Below are 26,562 nucleotides of genomic sequence, written 5' to 3'. Positions count from 1 at the left end.
TCGTAGCCATGTCGTTCTGTGAGCCAAGGAGTTGAGTGTTATAGTTGTCTTCCTAAGACCGCTTGGCCTCCCGACTTGACAACCCATTTGGGATCTGGCGTCGCACGGTATGTGCGCTCCAGCGCCTCGCGCATATTCTTGGTGACCGGACCCGTGACCAGCAGCACGTCGGCGTGACGGGGCGAGGCGACGAACCGGATTCCAAATCGTTCTACGTCGTAATACGCATTGCTTAACGCGTGTATTTCCAGCTCGCATCCGTTGCAGGAGCCTGCATCAACCTCGCGGATCGAGAGGCTGCGGCCGAGGCGTCGTCGTGCGGTGCGGCCGACCATGGCCGCGAGCTCCGCGAGCGCAGCGTCGTCCGGGCGCGGCGCCTGCTCCGTCAATGGCTGGCGAAACAGGCTCTGGAACAGAAGTTTGCGCATCGCCTCAAGCCCTCAGAGATCCTGCCCGGAATAGGAGCAGTTGAACGACTTATTGCAGAGTGGGAAGTCCGCCACGATGTTGCCTTCGATGGCCGCCTCGAGCAGCGGCCACTGAAACCACGACGGATCGCGCAGATGGCATCGCTCGATCCGATCGCCGTTCAGGCGCAGCCAGGCCAGGATGTCGCCGCGGAAACCTTCGACGAGCGCCATGCCTTCGCAAGGCTCCGCCGTATTGTGCAGTGGCACTTGCACCGGGCCGGCCTCGAGGCCGATCAGGATCTGGTACGCCAGCGCGAGACTCTGCTCAACCTCGCGGATCCGGATCCAGACCCGGGCGTTGACGTCGCCGTCGCTCAGGACGGGGACTTCGAAGCGGAGGCCATCATAGGGGAGATAGCCGGGCTTGCGTCGGGCATCATGATCGCGGCCGCTCGCGCGCCCGACATAGCCCCCGGCGGCGAATTGCCGGGCGAGCGTTGGAGCAACGATGCCGGTGCTGACGGTGCGGTCCTGCAACGAGGCGGTGTTGTCATAGAGCTCGACCAGCGCAGGGAAATGCCGGCGGATCTGGTCGAGCGCGGCCCGGATCGCGTCGGCTCCATGGCCGGCGATATCGCGCGCGACGCCGCCGGGAACGATGAGGTCGCGCATCAGGCGGTGGCCGAATGCAGCGTCGGCCGCGCGCAGCACGGATTCGCGTAGCACGGCGCAATGCGCCTGCATCAGCGCAAACGACGCATCGTTGCAGATCGCGCCGATATCGCCGAGATGATTGGCCAGCCGCTCGAGCTCGGCCATCAGCGCGCGCAACAGCAATGCGCGCGGCGGCACGGCAATCCGCTGCGCGGCCTCGACGGCTTGCGCGAACGCCAGCCCATAGGCGACTGTGCTGTCGCCGGAGACCCGGCCGGCGAGCCGCGCGGCCTGCTCGATCGTGCTGCCCGTCATCAGCCCTTCGACACCCTTGTGGGTGTAGCCGAGCCGCTGCTCGAGGCGGACGACCGTCTCGCCGCTCGCGGTAAAGCGGAAATGCCCGGGCTCGATGATGCCGGCATGCACCGGACCGACTGCGATCTGATGCAGGCTGTCCCCCTCGGCCGGAAGGAATTGATAAGGCGCTGCGTCCGCCGATGCATCGAGATGTTCGCCGAGCGGGAAGCGCGTTTGCCAACGGCCGTGATCAAGCCAGGGACGGGAATCCGGTGTGTCTGTCGCCTGCAATCCGAAGAGGTCGTGCAGGGTGCGCTCCAATCGAAGCGCCGGGGGATGATAGGCCGCGACCGAAGGGAATTGGCGATCGGGACAATCCAGGCTGATCACGCCGATATCGGACGTGCGGTCGTCGAGGACGGCCATGTGCACGCGCGACGGCTCGCCCCACAGCCCGAGCAGGCTCAGGCCGCCATCCGCAAATGCGTGAGCGGCAGTGCGCCAGGTATCGCCGTCGACCACGGCGCGCGGCCATGGATGATGCCGTTCGATCCTGTGGCCCGCCCGGATCAGATCGATCAACCTCGGCATATCCCGTTCTCCCTCGCGCTAACCCAGCAGGTTGGCGACGTGCTGGAACCAGACGACTAGCGGTCCCGGAAGGTAGATGCCCGCAGTCAGCACCAGCGCGAAATGCGCGAACATCGGCAAATAGGACGCATCCGCCGGCGCGGCATTGCCGCGCGGCTCGCCGAACGCAAGGCTGGTCAGGCGCAGGATCAGCGCGCCGAAGGCGAGCAGCAGGCCGAACACCAGCGGGATAGCGAGCAGCGGCTGGCGCGCGAAGGTGGAGCTGACGATGAGAAATTCGCTCATGAAGATACCGAGCGGCGGCAGGCCGGCGATCGCGACCACGCCGATCACGAGACTCCAGCCGAGTGCCGGATGCGTCACGGTCAGGCCGCGAATGTTGGTGATCCGCTGCGTGCCCTTCACCTGCGCAATGTGGCCGACTGCGTAGAAGATTCCAAGTCGGAGGCCAAGCGGTCTTAGGAAGACAACTATAACACTCAACTCCTTGGCTCACAGAACGACATGGCTACGATCCGACTTATATGCTCGATCGAGGAGTAGGCGAACAGCCGCTTGATGTCGCGGCGGCGGTAAAGCATGAAGGCCGCGAACAGCAGCGAGGTCAGCCCCATCGTCACCATCAGCGGGCCCGGCGATATCGCATCCGGATTGGCGGCGAGCAGGATCTTGAAGCGGAGCACTGCGTAGAGCGCGACGTTGAGCAGCAGGCCGGAGAGCACGGCGGAGATCGGGGTCGGGCCCTCGGCATGCGCATCCGGAAGCCAGGCGTGCAGCGGCGCCAGGCCGACCTTGGTGCCGTATCCGAGCAGCAGGAAGATGAAGGCGACGTTGAGCAATGCCGGGTCGAACGTCGCCGCACGGCTGATCAACACCGTCCACACCATGGCATCCTGACCCTCGCCGACCACCGGCAGTGCGGCCATGTACACCAGGATCGTGCCGAACAGCGCCAGCGCGATGCCGACGCTGCCGAGGATGAAGTACTTCCAGGCCGCTTCCAGCGCCGCATGGGTCCGGTAGATGCCGACCATCAGCACGGTGGTGAGCGTCGCGACCTCGACCGCGACCCAGATCAGGCCGATATTGTTCGACACGAATGCGAGGTTCATGCCGAACATCATCACCTGATACATGGCATGGTAGAATCGCAGATAGCCCGGCGTCAGCCGTCCGGTTTCGAGTTCATGGGCGATATAGCTGGCGCTGAACACGCTCGTGGTGAATCCCACGAAGGTGTTGAGCACGATGAAGACGATGTTGAGATCGTCGATCAGCAGGTACTGGCCGGGTTGCGGGCGCTCGACCACGAGCAGCGAAAGCGCGGCCAGCAAGGTGCCGAGACTGGCCAGGACATTGAGGCCCGCGGTCAGCCGGTAACCGGGCAGCGCGGCGAGCACCGCCGCGGCGGTGATCGGTATCAACAAAACCCAGGTGACGGCATCCGACGCGGCAGTCATTGGCGCTCCCCCCTGAATTCATCGAGCGCACCGACGTCGACGGTGTCGAACCGCTCGCGAATGCGGAACAAAAACACGCCGATCACGATGAATGCGATCAGGATCGAGAAGGCGACGCTGATCTCTACGACGAGCGGCATGCCCTTGGCGCCGGTCGCGGCCAGCACCAGGCCGTTTTCCAGCGACATGAAGCCGACGACCTGGCTGACGGCGTTGCGCCGCGTCACCATGACGAGCAATCCCAGCAGCACCACCGACAGTGCGAAGGCAAGGTCTTCCCGCGCCAGCGGATCGGCCGCGCCGGTCACGCGCAGCATCAGCACCATGGACAGGGCGACGAGCCCCATGCCGGCAAGCATGGTCGGACCGATGCTCACCGCGGTCTCGATATCGCGATGAATGCCGAGCTGCTTGATGATCCGATGCAACGCCACCGGGATGACGATCGCCTTGAAGACCAGTGCGATGGCCGCGGTCACGTAGAGATGCGGCGCATTCTGGATGAAGGCCTGCCAGGCGACGGAAGCTGCGAGCACCACGGCATGAAGTGCGAAGATGTTCAGCAGCGCGTACAGGCGGTCCTGGTACAGCATCATGAAGCTGATCAGCACGAGCCCGCCGGCGAGCAGATGGGCGATGTCGAAGGCGAGGTTGTGCATCAGAAGCCCCGTGACACGAACCGAAGCAGCGTGCCGAGCAGGCCGAGCATCAGCGCCGCGCCGAGGAATTCGGGGACGCGGAACACCCGCATCTTGGCCGTCGCGGTCTCGAACACGGCAAGGAGGAAGCTCGCGACCGCAAGCTTGAGGATGTAGACGGCGACGCTGACGAGATAGGACAGCGGCCCCGCGCCTTCGGTGGTGATCTGCCACGGGAAGAACACGCAGATGATCAGGGAGATGTAGAGCAGCAGCTTGAGGAAGGCGCCGAACTCGATCATGGCGAGGTGACGCCCGGAATATTCGAGGATCATCGCCTCGTGCACCATGGTCAGCTCCAGATGCGTCGCCGGGTTGTCGACCGGGATGCGCGCGTTTTCGGCGAGCGCCACCATGATGAGGGCGATCATCGCCATGCCGAGAGAGACGCGCAGTCCGACTTCCGACGACGCCATGAAGGTCGCGACCGTCGACAGCTGCGTCGAGCCGGCAATCAGCGCGACGCAGAACACCATCAACAGCATGGCCGGCTCGGCGAGCGCGGCAATCATCACCTCGCGGCTGGAGCCGATGCCGCCGAAGCTGGTGCCGACGTCCATGCCGGCAAGCGCGAGGAAGAAGCGCGCGCTGCCGAGCAGGGCGACGATCGCGATCAGATCGGCGCTCCAGTTGAATTGGAGGCCGGTCGCGAATGTCGGGACCAGCGCCGCCGCGACCCAGATGGCCGCGAACGTCACATAGGGCGTGACACGGAACAGCCAGGACGCGTTTTCGGCGAGCACGACCTCCTTGCGCAGCAGCCGCAGCAGGTCGCGGTAGGGCTGGACGATCGACGGTCCTTTTCGCCGCAACAGCCGGGCCTTGATCTTGCGCACGACGCCCGTCAGCAGCGGCGCGAGCAGCAGCACAAGCGCCATCTGGCCGAGCTGAACGAGGATGTCCGAGATCACGACCATATCGCGAGCGCCAGCAACAATGTGACGAGGGTTGCGAACACCAGGCTGAGGTAGCGGCGGATGGTCAGGAACTGGAGCTGGTTCAGCCGATCGGCGAAGAACCACACGAGTTCAGTCACGGGTGTGTAGAGCCGCTCCCAGACCATGTCGTGCATATCGACCCTGAGGCGGGCCGGCCGCAGTTCGCCCGGCGCGGGCATGTCGACATGCTCGCGGGCTTGGAAAACCAGCGTGCCGAAGACGCGGCGGATCGGCTGCACAAAGCTCACGCCGGAATACTGCGCCGCCGGTGTCGGGTCGGAGAAGCCGCAACCCCAGGCCGGTCCGCGCCGGATCGCGCGCGACGCAAAGCGATGGATAAAGTACACCGCGAGCGACGCCGCGGCGGTGATGAAAGCAAAGACGAGCAATCCGTTGTAGGAACTGCGGCTCTCCTCGATCGGCACGATCGAGAGCCAGGGATCGTCCGCCTGAAGCGGCATCCGGTGGCCGATCACGGTCTGCGCGACCGGCGAAAGCGCGTCGATCACCAGGCCGGGCAAAATGCCGGCGAGGAAGCAGAGCACGGCAAGGCTGAACATCGCGGCGAGCGAATAGCGATCGACTTCGCCGGCGGCTTCCGCGGCCGGGCTCCGCGCGCGGCCGAGGAACGTGATGCCGAAGGCCTTGACGAAGCATGCGGCGGCCAGCGCCGCGGCCAGCGCCAGCAAGGCGCCGACCGCGGGCACCATGATCTTCAGCAGCCATTGCGGCAGGTCGGGGCTCTGCAGGACGGCCTGAAACATCAGCCACTCCGACACGAACCCGTTGAACGGCGGCAGCGCCGAGATCGCGACGCAGCCGACCAGAAAGACGAAGCTCGTGAGCGGCATGCGGTGGATCAGGCCGCCCAGCTTCTCCATGTCGCGTTCGCCGGTCGACGTCAGCACCGCGCCGGCGCCGAAGAACAGCAGGCTCTTGAAGAACGAATGGTTCAGCACGTGGAACAATGCGGCCGTGAAGGCGAGGGCCGCCGCGAGGCCGAGGCCGTTCGCCTGAAATGCCAGCGCAAGGCCGAGGCTTGCGAAGATGACGCCGATGTTCTCGATCGTGCTGTAGGCGAGCAGGCGCTTGAGATCCTTCTCCATCAGCGCGTAGAGGATCCCCATGACGGCGGTGGCGCCGCCGAGGATGAGAACCGCGACACCCGCCGACCAGCTTGGCGGCCCGAGCAGATCGAACACGACCCGGATGAATCCGTAGATCGCGACCTTCGTCATCACGCCGCTCATCAGCGCCGAGACATGGCTCGGCGCGGCGGGATGAGCCAGCGGCAGCCACACGTGCAACGGGATCAGGCCGGCTTTCGACCCGGCGCCGAGCAACATCAGCGCGAGCACCAGTGCGGCTTCGGACGGGGTGTGCTGAGCAGCGCGGATGGACGCGAAGCTGTAGCTGCCGCCCGCTCCCGCCAGCAGGCCGAAGGCAAGCAACAGAGCCAGCGTTCCGAAGCTTGCCATCACGAGATAGACGTAGCCTGCGCGGGCATTATCCGCGTCACGGTGATGCGCCATGACGAGCGCCCACGTGGCGAGCGACATGAATTCCCAGCACAAGAGGTAGGTGAACGCATCGTCGGCGAGCACGACGAGATTCATGCCGGCCAGGAACGCCGGGAAAAAGGGAAGGATGCGCTGCGGCGCGGATTCGTGGCTGCCGTAGCCGAGGCCATAAAGACTTGCGGCCGCACCGCCGAGATTGACCACGACGAGAAAGAATGCGGCGAGCGCATCGAGGCGGAAATGCGATCCCAGCCAGGGCAACCCGATCGGCAGAGCCAGTTCCGTCGCGCTGGTACGGGAGATGAGCGAAATCATGGCCCCGGCCAGCGCGATCAGCGAAATCGCGAAAGTCGCGCCGTAGACGATGGCTGTCGATTGGCGCGATCTGCTCGTTGTAATCGCGAGAGCGGTCGTTCCCAGCAGGGCGGCTACACACCAGATCTGCTGAGTGACCGCCGGGATCATGTCCGCACCTTCGGTGAGCCCGATCCGGCCTTCAATCGCACCCCGCGGCCGCCGCCGTTGCTGACGGCGCCCTCATTGATGACCTCGACGCCGGCTGCGCCGAGCGCATCGATCAGTTTCACGAGCGAGTCGACGTTGCCGCGAATGGTACCTTCGCTCGCCTCCATCCGCTGGATGGTTGGCACCGAAAGTCCGGACAGTTCGGCGAGCTGCCGTTGGTCGATGCCGAGCAAGGCTCTGGCCGCTCGTAGCTGCGCCGCGGTGATCATCGATTGATGGCCGTCGATCTGAGAGTCGCGTCTATTTGAATGTTATTTATGCACATCAAGTAATGATGGCACAATGGCAATAAGTGATGTTTTATACATCATTCCTAGGCGCAGTCCTCAACGCGAGCGGTATCCGCGCGCCGACGGAGTTGCGCTGACGCGCGTTCAGTCGGAGATTTTTCGATAGACCGCCGCGGCGTGGCGCAGCAGCCGGCTCTTGCGCTTTCGTTCGTGCACGCGCTGGTGCCTGGCCTTGCGCTCGTGGGCGCGTTGCGCGGGTGCATCGACGCTCTCGAGCAGCCCGCGACGGACCTCGTCATCGTTCAATTCGCCGAGCAATTGCTGTCCCTTGCGCAGATGCTTCAGGATGATCCGCCATGACGCGTATTCGTCGGGGGGCAAACCGCCCTCCGAGAACTCGATCGCGTAACGCAGCCGCTTGCTGGCGAGACGGACGCGGTGGCGCTTGTTCTTGCCCATGCCTTGCAGCCCGCGACTCTTCTGGCACAGCTTGCCATGCCACCGCGCCAGCCGCCGCGCGTGAAACACCGCGACCGGCACGGCTCGCCGCTGCGCGGCGCGAGGGTCCTGCCGCGTGGTCCAGGGGCCGCTGCCGACCCAGTCCCACATGCCGTCGAACCATCGCCAGTATCGATCGCTTTGCAACGCCTCCTTGAGCGCCTCGAACGCGTCGGTTCGCGCCGTCTGGAGCATGCCTTCTTCAGGCAGGCCCTTGCTGTTCTCGATCGCGACGTCGAGGTCGCGCGTGGCGCCGAGATGGGCGCTCAGCCATCTCAACTCGGATTTCAGTCGCGTCCATTCGGTGTCCGCCACCATCGGCCCATAGAAGGCGATCGCCGCCTTCAGCCGCGTCAGCGCGATACGGGTCTGGTGCAGCGCGGCGGAATCGCCGGAACTTATGGCCTCGTGATTGGTGGCGACTTCCTCGAGGCATTCGGACAGGATCAGGCGAAACGCGGTCTCACAGCGCATGGCTTCGCTTAGATGGCGCGGCCGCTTTGGGCGGACAACACGCTCCTTGGCCGGACTTGCCGCTACCGTCATGACACTCTCGTGACCCCGCCGGTACCGCAACGCAACCGGGCGGCTCCCGGGTGGGAAGATTTCCCGTTTGATCGATGTCGATCAAGGATTTTCTGCCGGGCCGCAGTGCGACGATCCAGCGACAGGATCAAAATGTCGCAATCAACCCGTTGGCGGGAGCTCATTCCAGTCGATATGCAGGCCGGGCTTTTGAGGGAACACCATGGTTTCGAGCACGCCGCAAAACCAGCCAGCGGACTTCGCCGCAGCACCAGATATTTCGTGCACGAAGTATCTTGATATTTCGCGTGCGAAATATATAACGGACGGCATGAAAGCGGAACACCGGCTGATCTTTCTTCTGACCGTGGCCTATCGCCGGTTGCAACGCGCCATCGAGCAGGAGACGGCCACGCACGATCTGACGTCGGCCCAGGCCGGCGTGCTGTTCTTTCTCGGGCGCAATGACGGCGCGCTGATCGGCGACGTCTCGCAGGCGCTCGACATCGTGCCGTCGGCGATGAGCGGGCTCGCCGACCGGATGGAACGTGCAGGCCTCGTGAAGCGCCGCCGCGATGGCGAGGACGGCCGCAGCCAGCGGCTCCATCTGACCGCGGCGGGGCAGGAGTTCGGCAAACGCGCCGCGACGCGGACCAGGGCGATCAACAACCGTCTGATGGACGGGTTCTCGGACGCGGAGATCGACGTGGTGTCGCGCTGGCTGACCAGCCTGCAAGACAAGTTTCCGAAAGGCAAGGACAGCTAGAGCGTCTTCAAGCGAAGTGGCTACCGGTTCGCGTGAAGAAGACGCGTCAAGCAGGAAGCGAGCAACAGGAGTGAAGCATGAGTGAAGTGGTCGTAGCGCTGGACGGCGGTGTCCTCACCGTGACGATGGCGCGCCCGGACAAGAAGAATGCGATCACCAACGCGATGTATGGCGCGATGGCCGATGCGCTCGAGCGCGCGGAGGGCGATTCCGCGATCCGCGCCGTGCTGCTGCAGGGCGACGGCGACAGCTTTACCGCCGGCAACGATCTCGCCGACTTCGCGGCGGTGTCGCGCGGCGTGCAGGGCGAGCGCCACGTGACGCGCTTCCTCGCCGGACTTGCCAAGGCGACGCGGCCGCTGGTTGCCGCCGTGCAGGGCAATGCGGTCGGCATCGGCACCACCATGCTGCTGCATTGCGACCTCGTCTACCTCGCGCCGACTGCGCGGCTGATCACGCCGTTCGTCAATCTGGCGCTGGTGCCGGAGGCGGCCTCGACCTATCTGCTGCCGCAGCGCATCGGCTATGCGCGGGCCTATGCGATGTTCGCGCTCGGCGAACCGGTCGAGGCGGAGACGGCGGTCTCGATCGGCCTCGCCAACGCGGTTGTGCCGCTCGCGGACCTGCGCGCCAAGGCACGCGCGGCGGCGGACGCGCTGGCGAAGCGGCCGTTCGGCTCGCTCCAGCACACCAAGGCGCTGATGCGCGACCCCGCCAGGATCAGCGCGCAAATGGCGCGCGAGGGCGAGATCTTCCAGGAGCGACTGATGAGTGCGGAAGCACGCGAGGCCTTTGCCGCCTTTGCCGAGCGTCGCCAGCCCGATTTCTCCAAGATTACCGGTTAGGCCCGGAGCGTGGGCCGCCACGCGTGGGCGGCGCTATTGCTTTGGGGTTGACGGCCTCGCCGGCTTCGAACATCTCCTGTCGGGGCATAGCGCAACCCGGCGAGGCGAGGCATGAGCGACAGTCACACGCTGCGCGGCGAAGGAATCGCCGCGACCATTTCGGCGCAGGGCGCCGAATTGTCGTCGCTCAGAAATGCCGACGGGACCGAACTGTTGTGGCAGGCCGGCCCGCAATGGCCGCGCCATGCCCCCATCCTGTTCCCGATCGTCGGCCGCTTGAAGAACGATACGCTGCGCCACAACGGCAAGACCTATCCGATGACGCAGCACGGCTTCGCGCGGGATCGCCGCTTTGCCTGGGTGGAGCAGGGGCCCCGATCCTGCAAGCTTGCGCTCACCGACGATACGGAGACGCGTGCGCGCTATCCCTTCGCGTTCAGGCTCGAGGTCACCTATACCGTTGATGGCGCCGATCTCGATGTCGCCTTCGACATCGTCAACACCGGCGCCGAGACGCTGTCGGCCTCTCTCGGCGGTCATCCTGCCTTCAACTGGCCGCTGCTTCCGGGATTGGCAAAGGAGGCGTACGCGTTGACCTTCGCGAAGGATGAGCCGGCGCCGATCCGGCGGCTGACGGAGGGACTGATGCGGCCGCAAGCCGAGCCGAGTCCGATCAAGGGCAGCGTGCTGGCGTTGTCGGAGCAGTTGTTCGACGACGACGCCATGATCCTCGATCAGGTCGCGAGCGCCTCGGTCCGCTTTGCTGCTGCGCAGGGGCCTGCGATCGAGGTGTCGTGGCGCGGCTTTCGCGAACTTGGCATCTGGTCGAAGGTCGGCGGCGCGCCGTTCCTCTGCATCGAGCCGTGGCACGGTTTCGCCAGCCCGGTCGCATACGATGGCGAACTCGCCGGCAAGCCCGGCTTGATGCACATCGCGCCGGGCGCGCGGCAGTCACTGGGCTATCGCATCCGCGTGAGCTGACGAAAGAACAGGTCAATGGGTGCGGGGGCTGAGTGCACTGGTGATCGCGCCGACCGATGGCGGGTTCTCGTTCGCCCAGGCCTCATGCGCGGCCAGGTCGCGGTAATGTTCGGCCATGCGGAGCAGCCGCTCGCGGATGCCGGCATCTTCCTCGCCTTTGGCCTGATCGGTCAATTGCGCGGCGCGTTCGAGAAGCGTTTTCGGATCGATCACGACAGGCTCCAAATCCGGTTTTCGCCAAGCGGACAACCCTTACAGGCAAGCACAGTTCCTGCCTTGGTTTGATGACAGCGCATTCAGAGCTGGAACACGCCGAGTCCCGCCATCACATCGCGCTTGGTGCGCTCGGTGATCTCCCGGGCTTTCGAGGTTCCGCGCCTGATCACGTCAGCGACATGGTCGCGATTGCTTGCCAGCTCGGCGCGCCGGGCCCGGATCGGCGCGATCAGGGCTTGCAGGATGTCCTCCAGCCGCCGCTTGACCGCTGCGTCGCCGAGACCGCCGCGCCGATAGCGCGCCTTCAATTCCTCGACGGCGTGCTGGTCGTCATCGAACGCGTCGAGATAGCTGAAGACGACATTGCCCTCGATCTTGCCGGGGTCGCCGACACGCAGATGGTCGGGATCGGTGAACATCGCGCGCACCGCGGCCGTGATGGCACCGGGCGAGGCCGAGAGCGCAATCGCATTGCCGGCGGATTTGCTCATCTTCGCGCGCCCGTCGACGCCCGGCAGCCGTCCCGCGCGCGGTATGACGGCCACCGCCTCCTGCAGGAGCGCACGGCCGGCAAGCGCGTTGACGCGCCTGATGATCTCGTTGGTCTGCTCGATCAGGGGAGCCTGGTCCTCGCCGACCGGCACGACGGTGGCCCGAAACGCGGTGATGTCGGCGGCCTGCGCCACCGGGTAGCACAGGAAGCCCGCCGGGATGTCGCGTCCGAATCCGCGGGCGCGGATCTCGTCCTTGATGGTGGGATTGCGCTCCAGCCGCGCGACGGTGACGAGGTTGAGATAGAGCATCGACAATTCCGCGAGCGCCGGAAGCTGCGACTGCAGGCAGATCGAGGTTCGTTCGGGATCGATTCCGACGGCGAGATAATCCAGTGCGACCTCGATGACGTTGCCGCGGACCTTGCCGATGTCGTGCGCGTTGTCGGTCAGCGCCTGCATGTCGGCGAGCAGCAGGTATTGCTCATGGCTGTCCTGAAACGCGAGACGGCTTCTGAGCGAGCCGACGTAATGGCCGAGATGCAGCGGCCCGGTGGTGCGGTCGCCGGTGAGGATGATCGGTTTGGTCACGGCTTATCTCCATTCGTTTGAATGGGGACACCGCATGCGGGCTGGATGAGGTGAAAGAAAAAGGCCGCCCAATGCGGCGGCCCCGAAATGCATGAACACGTTCGGCCCGCCTGTCAGTCGGCGAGCCACCAGAGATTGGCGATCAGGATCGAGCGGTTCATGGCGTGAGGCGTAAGGCAATCGAACGAGCCGGTCAAGACGGCATAGCCAGTTATTCTTCCACCCGGCTATGCTCGAGTAATCGCTCCCCTGTGCTCCTCCGAGAACACGTGCGCATAAAGGTTGGCGATCCATTGCTTACCTTCCTGCGTGACCCGCAGATATCGAAGTGCGTCGCCGATATAGGGGCAGACGGCCTTCCAGAAGAAAGCAGGGTACGCTGCACGTAGATCATCGGGGGTCTGATATCCGAGTTTCTCGCTTGCGCCAGTCTCCTGAAATTCGGCAAACAAGGCTGACGTCTTCCGCAAATAGTCAATGTCGGCCAATTGGCCGATCAAATCCGCGGCACGAAGCAGGCCGGGATAATCCGCCGTACTGGTATGCTCCTCTTCCCCCGGTACCGGAAAGCGCGTGTGCTCGATGTTCGCCTCGATTTCCTTTGTGTCGATGGAGGTCAAGCTCACCTTGCCGAAACGCTCGCGGACAAAGAGCTTGGATCGTGTCACATGATAGGGGGTCAAGGATGCGTCCGTGGCTCCAGCAGATATCCGGACGCGATCACCGTTTTCGTTACAAACATAAAGTCCGTCCCGGTCGCCTCGACATACACCGCGTACATAGCCGATGTCGTGGCATAAGAGCGAAATCATGAAATGGAGCCAGTCGCGCGGCCTGACGCCGCCTTCGCTCGTATGCTTCCCGAGTAAAATGTTCTGTCCGACCAGCGTCACCATGATGGTGTGGTTCATGTCGTGGTAGGCCGCATCGCTATTGGCAATATTCTCCAACGCGAGGCGCCCAACGAAACCGATGATGTCCGGATAGGCGGGCTCGAGGATTCCGTAGATTTGGCCGTATGTACCCTTAAGCTGATCGACAAACGCTTGGATGACAATTTGAGTTGGGTTGAACATGATCGCCTCCAATGCGCGGATGCTATGCCGGTTTGGGTATTTCGTCACCGGGTTGTTGGTCCCGCGAATTGGGCCGGAGCCTGGTGGCCCGGAGGCCTGTCGAGCCCTGGTTTTGGGGGCTACCCGGGATGAGGCAGGGCTGAACCACCGCGGATGGCCCATCGCGATCAATGCAGCCGACCGCCAACGGTCCGCTGTGAGGTGCATACCGGATCTTACCGAGACCGGGCCAAGCGGTCGCGATTGGACCCGAAGCGGGCAGTGGGGCCAGAACGAGGGTGGACCGAAGCGCGCATGTATCCGCCCATGGCTCCCAACTTCCGTCAATTTTTGATCGCCATGTCAGATGTGGAAATTCTTGCCGAAGCGTGGCGATAGGAGTCACGCGATCAATGCTTTCATTCCAGGTGATTTGCAGGACGAGTAATGAAGAACGCAACACTGTTGGCCCTTGGTTTGTTGGCGGCGGGAGTTTGGTCACAAGACAGCGCGAGATGTCAGACCTCGCTTTCCCCTCCGCTTTCGCTTGCGCCGCCGCCGCCGGATGAGAGATCGGCATCTCCGGGCGCAACCAACAGCGTCTGGCCGCCGACGGCGACCGCTAAGAGTTCGGTACCGCCCCGGGCCGCTGAAGATTCTTTGCCACGCTCCACTGCCCCGCGATCTGCCACTGTCGAACACACGCCGATAGAGTCAGGCAGCGCTTCGCCAGCACAAGTGATCGACAGGTCGCCGCCGTCGGCTAGACCGGTCCCCGATTACGATGGTTTTAGCGTCGGCATCGGCGACGACACGTCAAGCCGGACGACGCGACCCGTCAGGTCACACCGGGCAAAGCAGCCCAAGCTCGATCAAGAAGCGGATCGTGTCTCTCGGCAGCAATCGGTCGATCCCGGGGACGATGACAAACTAAAGGGCAAGCTTACGATTTGCCGCGGCTGCAAGTAGCAGGCGCTACTCCGGACGGACATTTGAATTGGCCCGTCATTTTGCGGGACACTTGCGATGCAAGAGTCCGGAGTTGGCCCATCGCGACATGTTCCGATGCTGCACAAATGACCGCTATAAGGACAACGCGGACGTAAGCTTCATCGCATGACGCCACTGTGTTTATGGTACGTGCCCTAGTTGAACGCCATGCCGCCGCTCATCGCGATGGTCTGTCCGGTCATGTAGGGATTGTTGACCAGCAGCATCACGGCTTGCGCGACCTCCTCGGCGGTGCCGAAACGGCCGACCGGGATGCGGCTGACCAGCTCGCTCTGTCCCCTCATCATGTCGGTCTCGATCAGCGAGGGCGCGACGGCGTTGACGGTGATGCCCTCCTTGACGAGGCGCGCGGCATAGCCGCGGGTCATCCCCTCCATCGCCGCCTTGGATGCGTTGTAGTGCGGCCCGATCGAGCCGGCGCCGCGCGCCGCGCCGGAGGAGATGTTGACGATGCGGCCCCATTTCCGGGTGCGCATCATCGGCAGCACCGCTTGCGTGCAGAGAAACGCCGATTTGAGATTGACCGTGATGGTGCGGTCGAAATCCTCCTCGGTGAGGTCGTCGACACCCCTGACGATCGCGATCCCGGCATTGTTGACGAGGATGTCGACCGGGCCGAGCTCGGATTTGGCGCGCTGGACCAGCGCGGTGACGGCGGCAGCTTCCGAGACGTCGGCGGCGATCGCGACGGCGCGGCCGCCGGCGGCAATGATGCCCTTCGCCAGCGTCTCCGCCTCGGCTGAGCGCTCGCGATAATTGATGCCGACGGCGGCGCCGGCATCCGCCAGCATCTTGACGATGGCCGCGCCGATGCCGCGCGATCCGCCGGTCACCAGCGCCACATGTCCGTGCAGACTGCTTGTTGTCATCAAGGTCACCCTGTTCGACGTCCCCTCGCAGGCTCGCAAACGGGAAGGCGCGGCGCAACGCAACTCTGCTCAAATCTGCGTTGAAGGCCGCTGCGCGGCGAAAAACCGGCTTCCGGGGCCGGAATCGGCCTTGCGTCCGGCCCGGGCCGGCGGCAATGGTTGGGACATCACTTCTTTGCGCACCCACGAGAGATCGATGAGCAAACTGATTGTCCGCGCCGGCGAGTTCACCTTTGACGCCCGTTTCGAGGAGCAGCTGGCGCCGAAGACGGTCGCCGCGTTCCGCAAGGCGATGCCGTTCGAGAGCCAGGCGATCCACGTGCGCTGGAGCGGCGAGGGCGTCTGGATGCCGCTCGGCGATCTCGACTTCGGCGTGTCCTACGAGAACCACACCAGCTATCCGGCGCCGGGCCAGATCATCCTCTATCCGGGCGGCATCAGCGAGACCGAGATCCTGCTCGCCTATGGCGGCGTGCACTTCGCCAGCAAGATGGGCCAGCTCGCCGGCAATCACTTCATCACGCTGACCTCGGGGCTGGAGAACCTCACCGCGTTCGGCAAGACCGTGTTGTGGAAGGGCGCGCAGAACATCCGCTTCGAGGAAATCTGATGTGACCGAGGCCCGCTATCCGCGCGATCTCCGCGGCTACGGCCGCAATCCGCCCGATCCGAAATGGCCCGACGCGGCGCGCATCGCCGTGCAATTCGTGGTCAATTTCGAGGAGGGCGGGGAGAACAACATCCTGCACGGTGATCGCGCCTCGGAAGCGTTTCTGTCCGACGTGCTCGGCGCGCAGCCCTGGGTCGGCCGGCGGCACGCCAATATCGAGACGATGTTCGAATATGGCGCGCGCGCCGGCTTCTGGCGGCTGTGGCGGATATTCACCGAGCGGAAGCTGCCGGCCACGGTGTTCGGCGTCGCGATGGCGCTGAAGCGCAATCCGGACGTCGTCGCCGCGATGCAGGAGGCGGGCTGGGACATCGCGAGCCACAGCCTGCGCTGGGTCGAGCACAAGGACATGTCGGAGGACGAGGAGCGCGAGGAGATCGCCCGCGCCATTGCCGTGCATGCCGAGGCGACCGGCGCGCGGCCGCTCGGCTGGTACACCGGCCGCTCCTCGATCAACACGCTGCGGCTTCTAATGGAGGCGGGCGGCCTGCGCTATCTCTGCGATTCCTATGCCGACGATCTGCCGTACTGGATCGAGGCCGCCGGCACCGAGCCGCATCTCGTGATCCCCTATGCGCTCGATGCCAACGACATGCGCTTCATCAACGCGCAGGGCTTCGGCGGCGGCGAGGAGTTCTACACCTACCTGAAGGACAGTTTCGACGTGCTCTATGCCGAGGGCGCAACCTCACCGAAGATGATGTCGATCGGTCTGCATTGCCGCGTCGTCGGGCGTCCCGGCCGCGCCGCCGCGCTGATGCGCTTTCTCGACTACATCCAGAAGCACGAGCACGTCTGGGCGCCGACCCGGCTTCAGATCGCCGAGCATTGGCACGCCAATATGAAGCATCTCGCCGCGGAAGCGTTTGAGATCGGCTAGCGCCGGTGCCACTCCAGCCGAATTGACGCAACATCCTGCGCATTCGAATTGCATCGGGTGAATTGCTGCGTTGCACAGACGTCAGAAGCGATCCCGGATTCCACGCGTTAGCAGCCTGCAATGCGGGAGCAGGCGGGTTTCATGCAAGACGTCCAGGAGATCGTAACCGGATTGGAACACACATTTCGCTGGGTTCCGGATTGGGTGGTCGGCCTCGTCCTGATCACGGCTGCGATCGCCGTTGCGCTCATCGTTCACTCCATCGCGCAACGCATCGTCCATCGCATGGTGGGACCAAAGAATTCCGTCGCGCCGATGCTGCTTGACCGGACAGCCGGTCCGTCACGGCTGGCGCTGTGTCTTGCCGCCGTCGCGCTGGTGTTGCCATTGGCGCCGCTCAACGATCTGCTGCGGCTGACACTCAGCCATTTCTTCGGCGTCGCCGTCATCGCGCTGATCGGCTGGATCTCGATCCGCGCCGTCGACATGGCGTCGGCTAGATATCTCGATAAATTTCGCCTCGACGTTGCCGAGAATTTCCTGGCACGCAAGCACGTCACCCAGGTGCGCGTCTTCAAGCGGGTCACCGACACGCTGATCGTCATCATCGCGGTCTCCACCGCGCTGATGACGTTCGACTCGGTCAGGCAATACGGCGTCAGCCTGTTCGCCTCCGCCGGCGCCGCCGGCCTGATCGTCGGTCTTGCCGCAAGGCCGTTGCTGAGCAATCTGATCGCCGGCGTGCAGATCGCCGTCACCCAGCCGATCCGGATCGAGGACGCGGTCATCATCGAAAACGAATGGGGCTGGGTCGAGGATATCGCCTCAACCTATGTCGTGATCCGGCTGTGGGACTGGCGGCGCATGGTGGTACCGCTGTCCTATTTCATCGAGCGCCCGTTCCAGAACTGGACGCGCGACGCGCAATCCCTGATCGGTGCGATTGCGCTGCATGTTGATTATAGCGCCGACGTGCCGGCGATCCGCAAAAGGCTGGAGCAGGCGGCGAAGGAGTCGCGGCTCTGGGACGGCGCGGTGGTCAATCTGCAGGTGATCGACACCCACCCGCGCACCATCGAGCTGCGCGCGCTGATCAGTGCACGGAATGCACCGCAATCCTGGGACCTGCGTTGCGAGATCCGCGAGAAGCTGCTGGCGTTCATCCGTGACGAGATGCCGGACGCGCTGCCGCGCGATCGGGCGATCCTGGCGCCCGCGGTCGATGATTTCGGCCGGGCGTTCCTGCGCGGAGCGCCGGCACGGCAGCGCGCGGCGGCGCCGGCGCGCAGCTGATCCGTGATCCGCTCTAGTGCCCTGCCATGTGCCGGCCGATCTCGGTGAGATCGGCCTCGCTGGCGCGGGCCTCATGCACGAACGCGCCGTGGAACATCACGACCAGCCGGTCCGACAGCTCCAGCAGCTCGTCGAGGTCCTCGCTGACCAACAGCACCGCCGCGCCCCGGTTGCGGGCGGCCATGATCTCGGCGTGGATCTGCGCCACCGCCGCGAAGTCGAGCCCGAAGCAGGGATTGGCGGCGATCAGCACCTCGACGTCGCCCGAAAGCTCGCGCGCCAGCACCGCGCGCTGCACATTGCCGCCCGACAGCGCCGCGATCGGCGTCTCCGGCGTGCGGGTCTTGATCTTGTAGCGGTTGATCTTGCGCTCGGCGTCGTTGCGGAAGGCGGCACGGTTCAGCCACCAGCCGCCGCGCGCGAACGGGGCGCGATCGAACTCGCGGAATGCGATGTTGTCGGCGACGCTCATGCCGCCGACGCAGGCGTTCTTCAGCGGCTCTTCCGGCAACAGCGACATCCTGTGGCGCCGCATCTCCGCGCGGCTCGCCGCATAGGTCTCGCCCTGGACGCGGATCACGCCGCTCTCGGCCTCGCGCTGGCCGGCCAGGACCTCCACGAGCTGGCGCTGGCCGTTGCCGGAGACGCCGGCGATGCCGACGATCTCGCCGCTTTTCACGGTCAGCGATACGCCGTGCACGGCAATCGCGCCGGCATCGTCAAGCGCGGTGAGCTTGTCGAGCTCGAGCCGGGCCGCTCCGGTCTCGCCGGTGCGCGGCGGTTGTACCGTCAGCTGTTCGGCGCCGATCATGGTGCGGGCCATCTCGTCCGGCGTCAGCTCGGCGACCCGGCCGCTGCCGGCAAGCTTGCCGCGACGCAGGATGGTCACCTCGTCGGCAAAGGCCATCACCTCGCGGAACTTGTGCGTGATCATCAGGATGGTGAGCTCGCCCGCGACCACCATCGCGCGCAGCATGCCGAGCACCTCGTCGGCTTCGCCCGGCGTCAGCACCGAGGTCGGCTCGTCCAGGATCAGGAAGCGGCGCTTCAGGTACAGCTGCTTGAGGATCTCGCATTTCTGCCGTTCGCCGGCGGAGATGTCGGAGACCTTTGCATCGAGCGGCACCTTGAACGGCATCCGCGCCAGGAAGGCCTCCAGCTCCTTCTTCTCCTTGCGCCAGTCGACCACGGCAGGCACGTCGTCGCGCGCCAGCACCAAATTCTCGGCGACCGTCATCGCCGGCACTAGTGTAAAGTGCTGGTAGACCATGCCGAGCCCGAGCGCATGCGCGTCCTTCGGATTGGCAATGGCCTGCTGGCGGCCGCCGACGAGGATGTCGCCTTCGGTGGCGTGGTAATAGCCCATGATGCATTTGACGAGCGTGCTCTTGCCCGCGCCATTCTCACCGAGCAGCGCGTGGAACGAGCCGGGACGCACCTTGAGCTCGACATTGTCGAGCGCTGTAAAATCGCCGAACCGCATCGTCATGGCGATGGCGTCGACGCCGAACGCGCCTGATGGTGCGGGCGGCTCGCCGATGATCACGACAGCGCCCCGATCAGGTCGGCGGATTTGGTCACCGCGCCGAACACGCCGCCCTGCATCTTGATCATCTTCAGCGCGTGGTCGTGATTGCCCTTGTCGGTCGCGCCGCAACAGTCCTCGACCAGCACGCATTCGAAGCCGCGATCGTTGGCCTCGCGCATCGTGGTGTGAACGCAGACATCGGTGGTGATGCCGGTCAGCACGATGTTCTCGATGCCGCGCAGCCGCAGCATCAGTTCGAGGTCGGTGGCGCAGAACGAGCCTTTTCCGGGCTTGTCGATAACAGGTTCGCCCGGCAGCGGCGCGAGGTCGGGAATGATCTCCCAGCCGGGTTCGCCGCGCACCAGGATGCGGCCGCAGGGGCCGGGGTCGCCGATGCCGGCGCCGATCTGGCGCGAGCGCCAGCGCTTGTTGGCGGGCAGGTCGGCAAGGTCGGGGCGGTGCCCCTCCCGCGTATGGATGATGTGAAAGCCCTGCGCGCGCATCACCGCGAGCAGCTTCCTGATCGGCTCGATCGGCGCCCGGGTCAGCGAGAGGTCGTAGCCCATCTTGTCGACATAGCCGCCGACGCCGCAGAAATCGGTCTGCATGTCGATGATGATGAGCGCGGTATTCTGCGGCCGCAGATCGCCATTGTAGGGCCAGGCGTAGGGCTCGGACTTGATGAAGCGCTCGGGCATGAAATGATCTTTCGAGATGCTATCGGGTGATGGACAATTCGGCGGGCGCGCCGGTCAGCGTGCGCTTCGGCGAGCAGGTGATGATCATGATCGCGAGCGTCAGGATGTAGGGCGCGGCGTTGAACAAATGATAGCCGGAGGTGATGCCGACCGATTGCAGCGCGGGCCCGAGTGCGGCCGCGCCGCCGAAGGCGAGCGAGGCCCACAGGCACAGCATCGGGTCCCAGCGCGCGAAGATCACCAGCGCCACCGCGGTGATGCCCTGTCCCGAGGAAAGGCCCTCGTTCCAGCTGCCGGGATAGAACAGCGACAGGAACGAGCCGCCGATGCCGGCGAGGAAACCGCCGACCATGGTGGCGCGCAACCGGATCAAGAGCACCGAATGGCCCATCGCGCGCGCCGCATCGGCGCTCTCGCCGGCGGTGCGGATCAAGAGGCCCCAGCGCGTGGTCCTGAAGGCCCAATAGAGCAGCGGCGCGATCGCGACGCCGATCAGGAACAGCACGTTGATGCGCAGCGCCGCGCGGACCTGCGGGATGTCGCTCCACCAGCCGAAATCGATCGCGGGCAGCCGGGCCGCCGTCGGCTCGATCAGCGGCTTGCCGAGGAAGAACGCGAGGCCGGTGCCGAGCAGCATCAGCGCGATGCCGACCGCGATGTCGTTGACGCGCGGCAGCGAGCAGATGCCGGCATGCAGCGCGCCGAACAGCGCGCCGGTGATGCCGGCCGCAAGCACGCCAAGCCACGGCGAGCCCGACAGATAGGAGATGCCGTAGGCGCTCATCGCGCCCATCACCAGCGTGCCCTCGAGGCCGAGATTGATGCGGCCACTTCGCTCGGTGATGCACTCGCCGAGGCTGACGAACAGGAACGGCGTCGAGACGCGGATGGCGCCGCCGAACACGGCGAGCGGAACGGTCCAGAGCCCGAGCGATGCATCCGCCATGTCAGGACTTTCCCTTCAGGAAGCCGATGCGCCCGTAGAGCGCGTCGCTGGCCAGCACGAACACGAAGATGATGCCTTGCAGCACCAGCACAGAGGCGTCGGGCAGACCGAGCCGCCGCTGCAACAGGCCGCCGGAAGCCGAGATGCCGCCAAGCAGGATCGCCACCGGAATGATCGCCAGCGGATTCTGCCGTGCCAGGAACGCAACGAGGATGCCGGTGAAGCCGTAACCCGCCGCGAGGTTGGCGTTGGTGCGGCCCTGCACCGCCGCAACCTCGATCATGCCGGCAAGCCCGGCGCAACTGCCGGCGAGGAAGCACACGGTCAGGATCAGTTTGCCGACACTGAGGCCGACGATCTTGGCGGCGCGGATGTTGCCTCCGGCGACGCGCGCGGCGAAGCCGAAGGTGGTGTGATAGATCAGGATGTAGGCGGCGATGGCGGCGACGAGGCCGAACACCAGGCCCCAATGCACGTCGGTGCCGGGAATGGTGCCGATCATGTTGGCGGCGCCGATCTCGCGCGTCGACGGCTTGTTGAGGCTCGCCGGATCGCGCATCGGCCCCTCGACCAGATGGTTCAGAATCGCAAGCGCGATATAGACCAGCAGCAGGCTCGAGATCGTCTCGTTGACCCCGCGATATTGCCGCAGGCCGCCCGACAGCGTGATCCAGAGGCCGCCGCCGATCATGCCCGCGATCACCATGGCGATCTGCACCACGATCGGCGCCGCGCCCTGCAGCGCCAGCGCCGCCGCGGTCGCCGACAGTGCGCCGATCAGAAGGGCGCCTTCGCCACCGATGATCACCATGCCGAGCTGCGCCGGCAGCGCCGTGCACAGCGCGGTCAGGATCAACGGCGCGGCGCGGGTCAGCGTGTTCTGCCAGGAGAAGGCGGTGCCGAACGCGCCGTAATACATGTAGAAATACAGATCGAGCGGGTTCTTGCCGTAGAGCGCGACAAAGCCGCCGAACACCGCGAGCGCGCCGACCAGCGCCGCGCCCGGGATCAGGATGTATTCGATGCGCGCGCCGTGGCGCTGGAGGAATCCGGGATCGGCGGCCGGAGCGATTCCGGCCGCCTCCACCGATTCCGCCGTCTCGGTCGTCACGCGGTGGCTCCGATCACGCCCTCGACGAGATAGTCCATCTTCTCGAGTTCGGGATCCTGCTGACCGCGATCGGTGCCGGAAGCGATCACCGTCTTGCCCTTGTTGTCGACGAGCGGGCCCTTGAAGATCGCGAACTCGCCGGACATGAACTTGGCCTTGACGTCGTCGGCATGCTTGCGCGCCTCGGCGGACACCATCTCGCCATAGGGCGAGACCTTGACGATCTCTTCCTTGAGGCCGCCGCGATAGAAGTTCGGGATCGCTTCGCCCGCGGTGATCATCTTGACGAATTTCGGGTAGAGCACCTCCCAATTCCACTCGGCGCCGGTGAGATAGGCCTTCGGCGCCAGCGGCGACTGGTTGACGTGATAGCCGCATACAAGAGCGCCGCGGCGCGCGGCGTTCTCGACCATCGTCTTCGGTCCGTCGACATGGCAGGTTAGCACGTCGACGCCCTGGTCGATCAGGCTGTTGGTAGCCTCGGCTTCCTTGACCGGCATCGACCAGTCGCCGGTGAAGATCACCTGCGTGGTCGCCTTCGGATTGGCGAGCCGGGCGCCGAGCGTGAACGCGTTGATGTTGCGCAGCACCTGCGGGATCGGCTTGGCGGCGACGAAGCCGAGCTTGCCGCTCTTGGTCGAATAGCCGGCCACGATGCCGGAGATGTATTGCGCCTCGTCGATATAGCCGAAATAGCTGCCGGCGTTCTTCGGGTCCTTGTCGGACCACAGGCCGCCGCAGTGCTCGAAGCGCAGTTTTGGAAACTTGCCCGCCATCTTGAGGACGTGCGGGTTGTAGTAGCCGAACGAGGTCGGGAACATGAGCGTGGCGCCGTCGAGATTGATCATGGACTCGATGGTCTTCTCGACTGCATCGGTCTCCGGCACCTTTTCTTCCTCGACCACCTTGATGCCGGGAAGCTTCTTCACCGCCGCGGCTCCTTGCGCGTGCGCCTGGTTGTAGCCGTAGTCGTCGCGCGACCCGACATAGATGAAGCCGATCGTGGTTTCCGCTGCCGCCGCGCCCCGAATGCCGAGCGTGCTGCCGAGCGCCAGTGCGGCGCTGCCCTGCAATAAATGCCTTCTTGAAATCCTGCCAAAATCCATCGCTCGCTCCCTCCGGCGGGTCCGGCCCGCCTGTCCCTGTCGCAGCCGCCTGACGGCGGAGCTTGGGGGAAGTGTCGCAAGCTTCATGCCAGAGCATGTTTGGCAATCAGTTCTCAGTAAGCATTTGAATATACGTTGGAATGATGATTGCTCCCAGATAGCTCGGAAGCTGATTGAGACCGATTTGCCTATTTTGTGAGCGATCGATCGCTGTTGTATGCAATGCCGTTAAGCAGTCGATAACCGCCGGACAGCCGGTGCGAGCCCGGTCGGGGCCGGTGCACGAGGCGCCAATTGCCGGCTGGTGAATCGGATCGGGCCTGCTACGAGTGAAGCGGGCTCCGCCGGCCACGTTGGACTGATGGGAAACAGCATGAGCGAGACAAAACCGTCCTCGAAATCGTCTTCCCTTGGCGAAGAGATCGTGGCGCGGATCGATCAGCTCGCGACGATCTCCGAGACGCCGGAGCATCTGGCGCGAATCTTCCTCACCGACGAGCATCGCAAGGCGGCCGATCTCATCCTGTCCTGGATGCGCGAGGCCGGCATGAGCGCGCATCTCGATGCGATCGGCAATGTCTGCGGCCGCTACGAGCGCGAGCGGCCGGGGCTGCCGGCGCTGATGCTCGGCTCGCATTACGACACCGTGCGCGACGCCGGCAGATGGGATGGCCCGCTCGGCGTCATCACCGCAATCGCCTGCGTCGCCGATCTGAACCGCCGCGGCAGGCGGCTGCCGTTTGCGATCGAGATCGTGGGCTTTGCGGACGAGGAGGGCGTGCGCTTCGCCTCGACCCTGCTCGGCAGCCGCGCGGTCGCCGGCACCTTCGACGAGAGCGTGCTCAACACGCGCGATCGCGCCGGCACGTCGATGCGCGACGCGCTGATCCAGTTCGGGCTCGATCCCGATCACATCGGCAAGGCGGCGCGCGCCCGCCGCGAACTGCTCGGCTATGTCGAGCTGCACATCGAGCAGGGTCCCGTGCTGGAAGAGAAGGCGCTGCCGGTCGGCGTCGTCAGCGCGATTTCGGGCGCGACCCGGCTTGCCGCCAGTCTCACCGGCGTCGCCGGCCATGCCGGCACGGTGCCGATGAAGCTGCGGCGCGATGCGCTGGCGGGTGCTGCCGAATGCATCGTTGCGATCGAGCAGTTTTGCAGGTCCGACGAACAAGGCCTCGTCGGCACCGTCGGCTATGTCAACGCGATGCCGGGCGCCACCAATGTGATCCCGGGCAAGGTGTCCTTCACCATGGATATCCGCTCGCAGAACGACATGCATCGCAAGCGCGCCGTCGCCGACATCGTGCGGCAGATCGAGGCGATCGCAAAACGCCGCGACCTCGCCTTGCAGATCGACGTCACCCACGAGAACCGCAGCGTGCCCTGCGCGCCGTGGCTCAAGGCGCAGATCGCCGAGGCCGTCGCGGCCGAGGGCTATGCCGCGTTCGAGCTGCCGAGCGGGGCGGGGCATGACGGGATGGCGATGGTGGATGTCGCCGATATCGGCATGATCTTTCTGCGCTGCCGCGGCGGGATCAGCCACAATCCGGCCGAGCATGTCGAACTCGCCGATGCCGACATCGGCGCGCGGGTGCTGCTGCGCGTCGTCGAGAATTTTCGTCCGCACGTTGCAGTGAATAGCTAAAATTGCGCGCTTCGCAGGCCTGCGCCGAGGGGCGCTTGCTGCCCACGTTGCGTCAGCACGCCGCAGGCACTGGTCAGGGGCCGCTGCCGGCCCGACCCATGCCTGATCCGGACAGATCAGACCACCGTTTCCGGCTCAGCTGGCCTATTTGCGGGCCGGGCGTGAAGCGCTAGACTTGGTGCAACGGGGGGTAGTGGACATGAGGTCGTCCGTCGTCCAGGACGTTCAGTTCCCAAAACAACCGGCGCTGCAGCTGATCTATGACACTGCACCGATCGGGCTCGCCTATCTCTCACCGGATTGCCGTTACCTTCAGATCAACCAGCGGCTCACCGAGATCTGCGGCATTTCGGTCGAAGGTCACCTCGGGCGCACGGTGCATGATTGCGTGCCCGCGCTGGCTTCGGCCGTCGAGGGTATCGTTCGCTCGATCATGGAGACGGGAGAGCCCGTCACCGACGTGGAGGTTTACGGCCAGCGCCCCGGCCACAATGACGAGCGATGCTGGATCACGCATTGGCATCCGCAGCGCGAACCGAACGGCAGCATCGTCGGCGTCAACGTTGCGGCCGAAGAGATCACCGATCGCAAGCGCAGCGAACGCGAGATCCGCGCCGCGCGCGATGCAGCCGAGAAGGCCTTGCACCATCTGCAGGAGACCCAGGCGTCGCTGATCGAGGCGGAAAAGCTCGCGGCGCTGGGCCGGCTGGTGGCCGGCGTCGCGCACGAGATCAACAGTCCGGTCGGCACCAGTCTCACCGTCGCCTCGGTGCTGGAGCAGAAATGCGCCGACTTCGCTGCCGAGGCTGCGCGCGGCAAGCTGAAGCGATCCAGCCTGAGCGATTTCATCGAGGTCGTCGAAAGCGCCTCGTCGCTGCTTGTCGGCAACCTCAAGCGCGCGGCAGACTTGGTGCAATCGTTCAAGCAGGTGGCCGTCGATCGCAGCTATTTCGACCGGAGCCAGTTCGATCTCGGCGCGGCGACCGAGCAGGTTCTCTCGAGCCTGCGTCCGGCCTTGCCGAAGAACAACCTGGCGCTCGAGGTCGATTGCCCGCCCGGTCTTGCCATGAACAGCTATCCCGGCCCCTACGGCCAGGTGCTGACCAACCTGTTCGTCAATTCGGTGGCGCACGCGTTTCCGGATGGCAAGGGCGGCATCATCGCGATCCGGCTCCGCGCCTCAGGCGCGGACCAGGTCGAGATCCTGTTCGCCGACAACGGTTGCGGGATGGATCACGACGTGCTGCGGCAGGCCTTCGATCCATTCTTCACCACGCGCCGCGACATCGGCCGCATCGGGCTTGGTCTGCACATCGTTCATAACATCGTCACGAACCGGCTCGGCGGAGAGCTCAATCTCGAAAGTGCGCCGGGTATGGGGACACGCATGCGTATCACGCTGCCACGCGTGGCGCCGCGGCGCGTGACCGATGGTTGATGGCTACAGGGGGCGACGAGAAGGAAATGCTTCCCGGCTTTCGGACCGGAAAACGTCCTTCCAAGTAACCGCCGCA

The 26,562-nt window shown here is 64.9% G+C and carries 23 protein-coding genes and 3 pseudogenes; 8 read left to right on the top strand and 18 right to left on the bottom strand.

The window, feature by feature from the left end; all coding sequences use genetic code 11:
• Positions 1-68: 68 nt before the first annotated feature.
• The 9 genes and pseudogenes from Q2M23_RS35115 to Q2M23_RS35080 all read right to left on the bottom strand — a co-directional run.
• A pseudogene (locus Q2M23_RS35115) lies at positions 69-428 on the bottom strand (NADH-quinone oxidoreductase subunit B family protein); the annotation flags it as partial.
• 12 nt (positions 429-440) lie between these two features.
• A complete protein-coding gene (locus tag Q2M23_RS35110) occupies positions 441-1,952 on the bottom strand; it encodes an NADH-quinone oxidoreductase subunit C (RefSeq protein ID WP_316398476.1) in 1,512 nt (503 codons plus the stop codon).
• A gap of 18 nt (positions 1,953-1,970) precedes the next feature.
• Positions 1,971-2,387 (bottom strand): annotated as a pseudogene (locus Q2M23_RS44180) (proton-conducting transporter membrane subunit); the annotation flags it as partial.
• A gap of 74 nt (positions 2,388-2,461) precedes the next feature.
• Positions 2,462-3,412 (bottom strand): annotated as a pseudogene (locus tag Q2M23_RS35105) (hydrogenase 4 subunit F); the annotation flags it as partial.
• Positions 3,409-4,071, bottom strand: coding sequence for a hydrogenase-4 component E (locus tag Q2M23_RS35100; protein WP_229192882.1), 663 nt, complete (start codon positions 4,069-4,071; stop codon positions 3,409-3,411). The gene Q2M23_RS35100 and the pseudogene Q2M23_RS35105, both read right to left, overlap by 4 nt.
• Entirely contained in the window at positions 4,071-5,027 is a 957-nt protein-coding gene (locus Q2M23_RS35095) for a respiratory chain complex I subunit 1 family protein (protein WP_229192883.1), read from the bottom strand. Before Q2M23_RS35095 ends, Q2M23_RS35100 begins: the two co-directional genes overlap by 1 nt.
• Positions 5,018-7,033, bottom strand: coding sequence for a hydrogenase 4 subunit B (gene hyfB / locus Q2M23_RS35090; protein ID WP_316398475.1), 2,016 nt, complete (start codon positions 7,031-7,033; stop codon positions 5,018-5,020). The genes Q2M23_RS35095 and hyfB overlap by 10 nt, the downstream gene beginning before the upstream one ends.
• On the bottom strand, positions 7,030-7,302 hold the full coding sequence (locus Q2M23_RS35085; RefSeq protein ID WP_057015244.1) for a helix-turn-helix domain-containing protein: 273 nt from the start codon (positions 7,300-7,302) through the stop codon (positions 7,030-7,032). Before Q2M23_RS35085 ends, hyfB begins: the two co-directional genes overlap by 4 nt.
• Positions 7,303-7,467: 165 nt before the next feature.
• Positions 7,468-8,367, bottom strand: a complete 900-nt coding sequence (locus Q2M23_RS35080) for a CHAD domain-containing protein (protein WP_316398474.1) — start codon at positions 8,365-8,367, stop codon at positions 7,468-7,470.
• 310 nt (positions 8,368-8,677) lie between these two features.
• Between Q2M23_RS35080 and Q2M23_RS35075 the strand changes: the two genes are divergently transcribed.
• The 3 genes from Q2M23_RS35075 (at position 8,678) to Q2M23_RS35065 (ending at position 10,938) form a co-directional block, all read left to right on the top strand.
• Positions 8,678-9,112, top strand: a complete 435-nt coding sequence (locus tag Q2M23_RS35075) for a MarR family winged helix-turn-helix transcriptional regulator (RefSeq protein ID WP_057015246.1) — start codon at positions 8,678-8,680, stop codon at positions 9,110-9,112.
• A gap of 77 nt (positions 9,113-9,189) precedes the next feature.
• Entirely contained in the window at positions 9,190-9,957 is a 768-nt protein-coding gene (locus Q2M23_RS35070) for an enoyl-CoA hydratase-related protein (protein WP_076824424.1), read from the top strand.
• 111 nt (positions 9,958-10,068) lie between these two features.
• On the top strand, positions 10,069-10,938 hold the full coding sequence (locus Q2M23_RS35065; protein WP_316398473.1) for an aldose 1-epimerase family protein: 870 nt from the start codon (positions 10,069-10,071) through the stop codon (positions 10,936-10,938).
• 12 nt (positions 10,939-10,950) lie between these two features.
• Here the strand turns inward: Q2M23_RS35065 and Q2M23_RS35060 are convergent, their stop codons facing one another.
• From Q2M23_RS35060 to Q2M23_RS35045, 4 genes are all read right to left on the bottom strand, one after another.
• Entirely contained in the window at positions 10,951-11,151 is a 201-nt protein-coding gene (locus Q2M23_RS35060) for a hypothetical protein (RefSeq protein WP_057015248.1), read from the bottom strand.
• Between the two features lie 83 nt (positions 11,152-11,234).
• A complete protein-coding gene (trpS, locus tag Q2M23_RS35055) occupies positions 11,235-12,236 on the bottom strand; it encodes a tryptophan--tRNA ligase (RefSeq protein ID WP_316398472.1) in 1,002 nt (333 codons plus the stop codon).
• Positions 12,237-12,463: 227 nt separating this feature from the next.
• Positions 12,464-13,312 carry an Npun_R2479 family HD domain-containing metalloprotein gene (locus Q2M23_RS35050; RefSeq protein ID WP_057015250.1) on the bottom strand — a complete coding sequence of 283 codons (849 nt, stop codon included), beginning with the start codon at positions 13,310-13,312 and terminating at the stop codon, positions 12,464-12,466.
• 1,124 nt (positions 13,313-14,436) lie between these two features.
• Positions 14,437-15,171 (bottom strand): 3-oxoacyl-ACP reductase family protein, encoded by a 735-nt coding sequence (locus Q2M23_RS35045; protein ID WP_316398471.1) that lies wholly within the window; start codon positions 15,169-15,171, stop codon positions 14,437-14,439.
• Positions 15,172-15,367: 196 nt separating this feature from the next.
• On the opposite strand from Q2M23_RS35045, the gene Q2M23_RS35040 reads away from it, so the two are divergent.
• The 3 genes from Q2M23_RS35040 (at position 15,368) to Q2M23_RS35030 (ending at position 18,014) form a co-directional block, all read left to right on the top strand.
• Entirely contained in the window at positions 15,368-15,781 is a 414-nt protein-coding gene (locus Q2M23_RS35040) for a DUF3830 family protein (RefSeq protein ID WP_016843084.1), read from the top strand.
• A 1-nt stretch (position 15,782) separates the two neighbouring features.
• Positions 15,783-16,721: an allantoinase PuuE gene (gene puuE, locus Q2M23_RS35035; protein ID WP_316398470.1), complete on the top strand. Its 939-nt coding sequence runs from the start codon at positions 15,783-15,785 to the stop codon at positions 16,719-16,721.
• 141 nt (positions 16,722-16,862) lie between these two features.
• The gene (locus tag Q2M23_RS35030) at positions 16,863-18,014 is read left to right on the top strand and encodes a mechanosensitive ion channel family protein (RefSeq protein WP_253640429.1); all 1,152 of its coding nucleotides are present in this window, start codon (positions 16,863-16,865) and stop codon (positions 18,012-18,014) included.
• Between the two features lie 13 nt (positions 18,015-18,027).
• On the opposite strand, the gene Q2M23_RS35025 is transcribed toward Q2M23_RS35030, so the two are convergent.
• The 5 genes from Q2M23_RS35025 to Q2M23_RS35005 are packed head-to-tail and all read right to left on the bottom strand — an operon-like array spanning position 18,028 to position 23,403.
• The gene (locus tag Q2M23_RS35025; RefSeq protein ID WP_316398469.1) at positions 18,028-19,560 is read right to left on the bottom strand and encodes an ABC transporter ATP-binding protein; all 1,533 of its coding nucleotides are present in this window, start codon (positions 19,558-19,560) and stop codon (positions 18,028-18,030) included.
• Complete coding sequence (locus Q2M23_RS35020) at positions 19,557-20,240, bottom strand: cysteine hydrolase family protein (RefSeq protein ID WP_057015253.1); 684 nt, start codon at positions 20,238-20,240, stop codon at positions 19,557-19,559. Before Q2M23_RS35020 ends, Q2M23_RS35025 begins: the two co-directional genes overlap by 4 nt.
• 19 nt (positions 20,241-20,259) lie before the next feature.
• Positions 20,260-21,186 (bottom strand): ABC transporter permease, encoded by a 927-nt coding sequence (locus Q2M23_RS35015; RefSeq protein WP_018270387.1) that lies wholly within the window; start codon positions 21,184-21,186, stop codon positions 20,260-20,262.
• A 1-nt stretch (position 21,187) separates the two neighbouring features.
• Positions 21,188-22,297, bottom strand: a complete 1,110-nt coding sequence (locus Q2M23_RS35010) for an ABC transporter permease (RefSeq protein WP_092082494.1) — start codon at positions 22,295-22,297, stop codon at positions 21,188-21,190.
• A complete protein-coding gene (locus Q2M23_RS35005; RefSeq protein ID WP_229191504.1) occupies positions 22,294-23,403 on the bottom strand; it encodes a BMP family ABC transporter substrate-binding protein in 1,110 nt (369 codons plus the stop codon). The genes Q2M23_RS35010 and Q2M23_RS35005 overlap by 4 nt, the downstream gene beginning before the upstream one ends.
• A 373-nt stretch (positions 23,404-23,776) precedes the next feature.
• Here Q2M23_RS35005 and Q2M23_RS35000 point away from each other — a divergent pair, with 373 nt between their 5' ends.
• Both Q2M23_RS35000 and Q2M23_RS34995 read left to right on the top strand, forming a co-directional pair.
• Positions 23,777-25,048 carry an allantoate amidohydrolase gene (locus tag Q2M23_RS35000; protein WP_316398468.1) on the top strand — a complete coding sequence of 424 codons (1,272 nt, stop codon included), beginning with the start codon at positions 23,777-23,779 and terminating at the stop codon, positions 25,046-25,048.
• A gap of 199 nt (positions 25,049-25,247) precedes the next feature.
• On the top strand, positions 25,248-26,486 hold the full coding sequence (locus tag Q2M23_RS34995) for an ATP-binding protein (protein WP_057015257.1): 1,239 nt from the start codon (positions 25,248-25,250) through the stop codon (positions 26,484-26,486).
• The last annotated feature ends 76 nt before the right edge of the window (positions 26,487-26,562 follow it).

This window comes from Bradyrhizobium sp. 33ap4, from assembly GCF_032654765.1.
Lineage (GTDB): Bacteria > Pseudomonadota > Alphaproteobacteria > Rhizobiales > Xanthobacteraceae > Bradyrhizobium > Bradyrhizobium australafricanum.
Note: the sequence above shows the minus strand (reverse complement) of the source record. Positions and strands in the feature narration are given on the sequence as shown.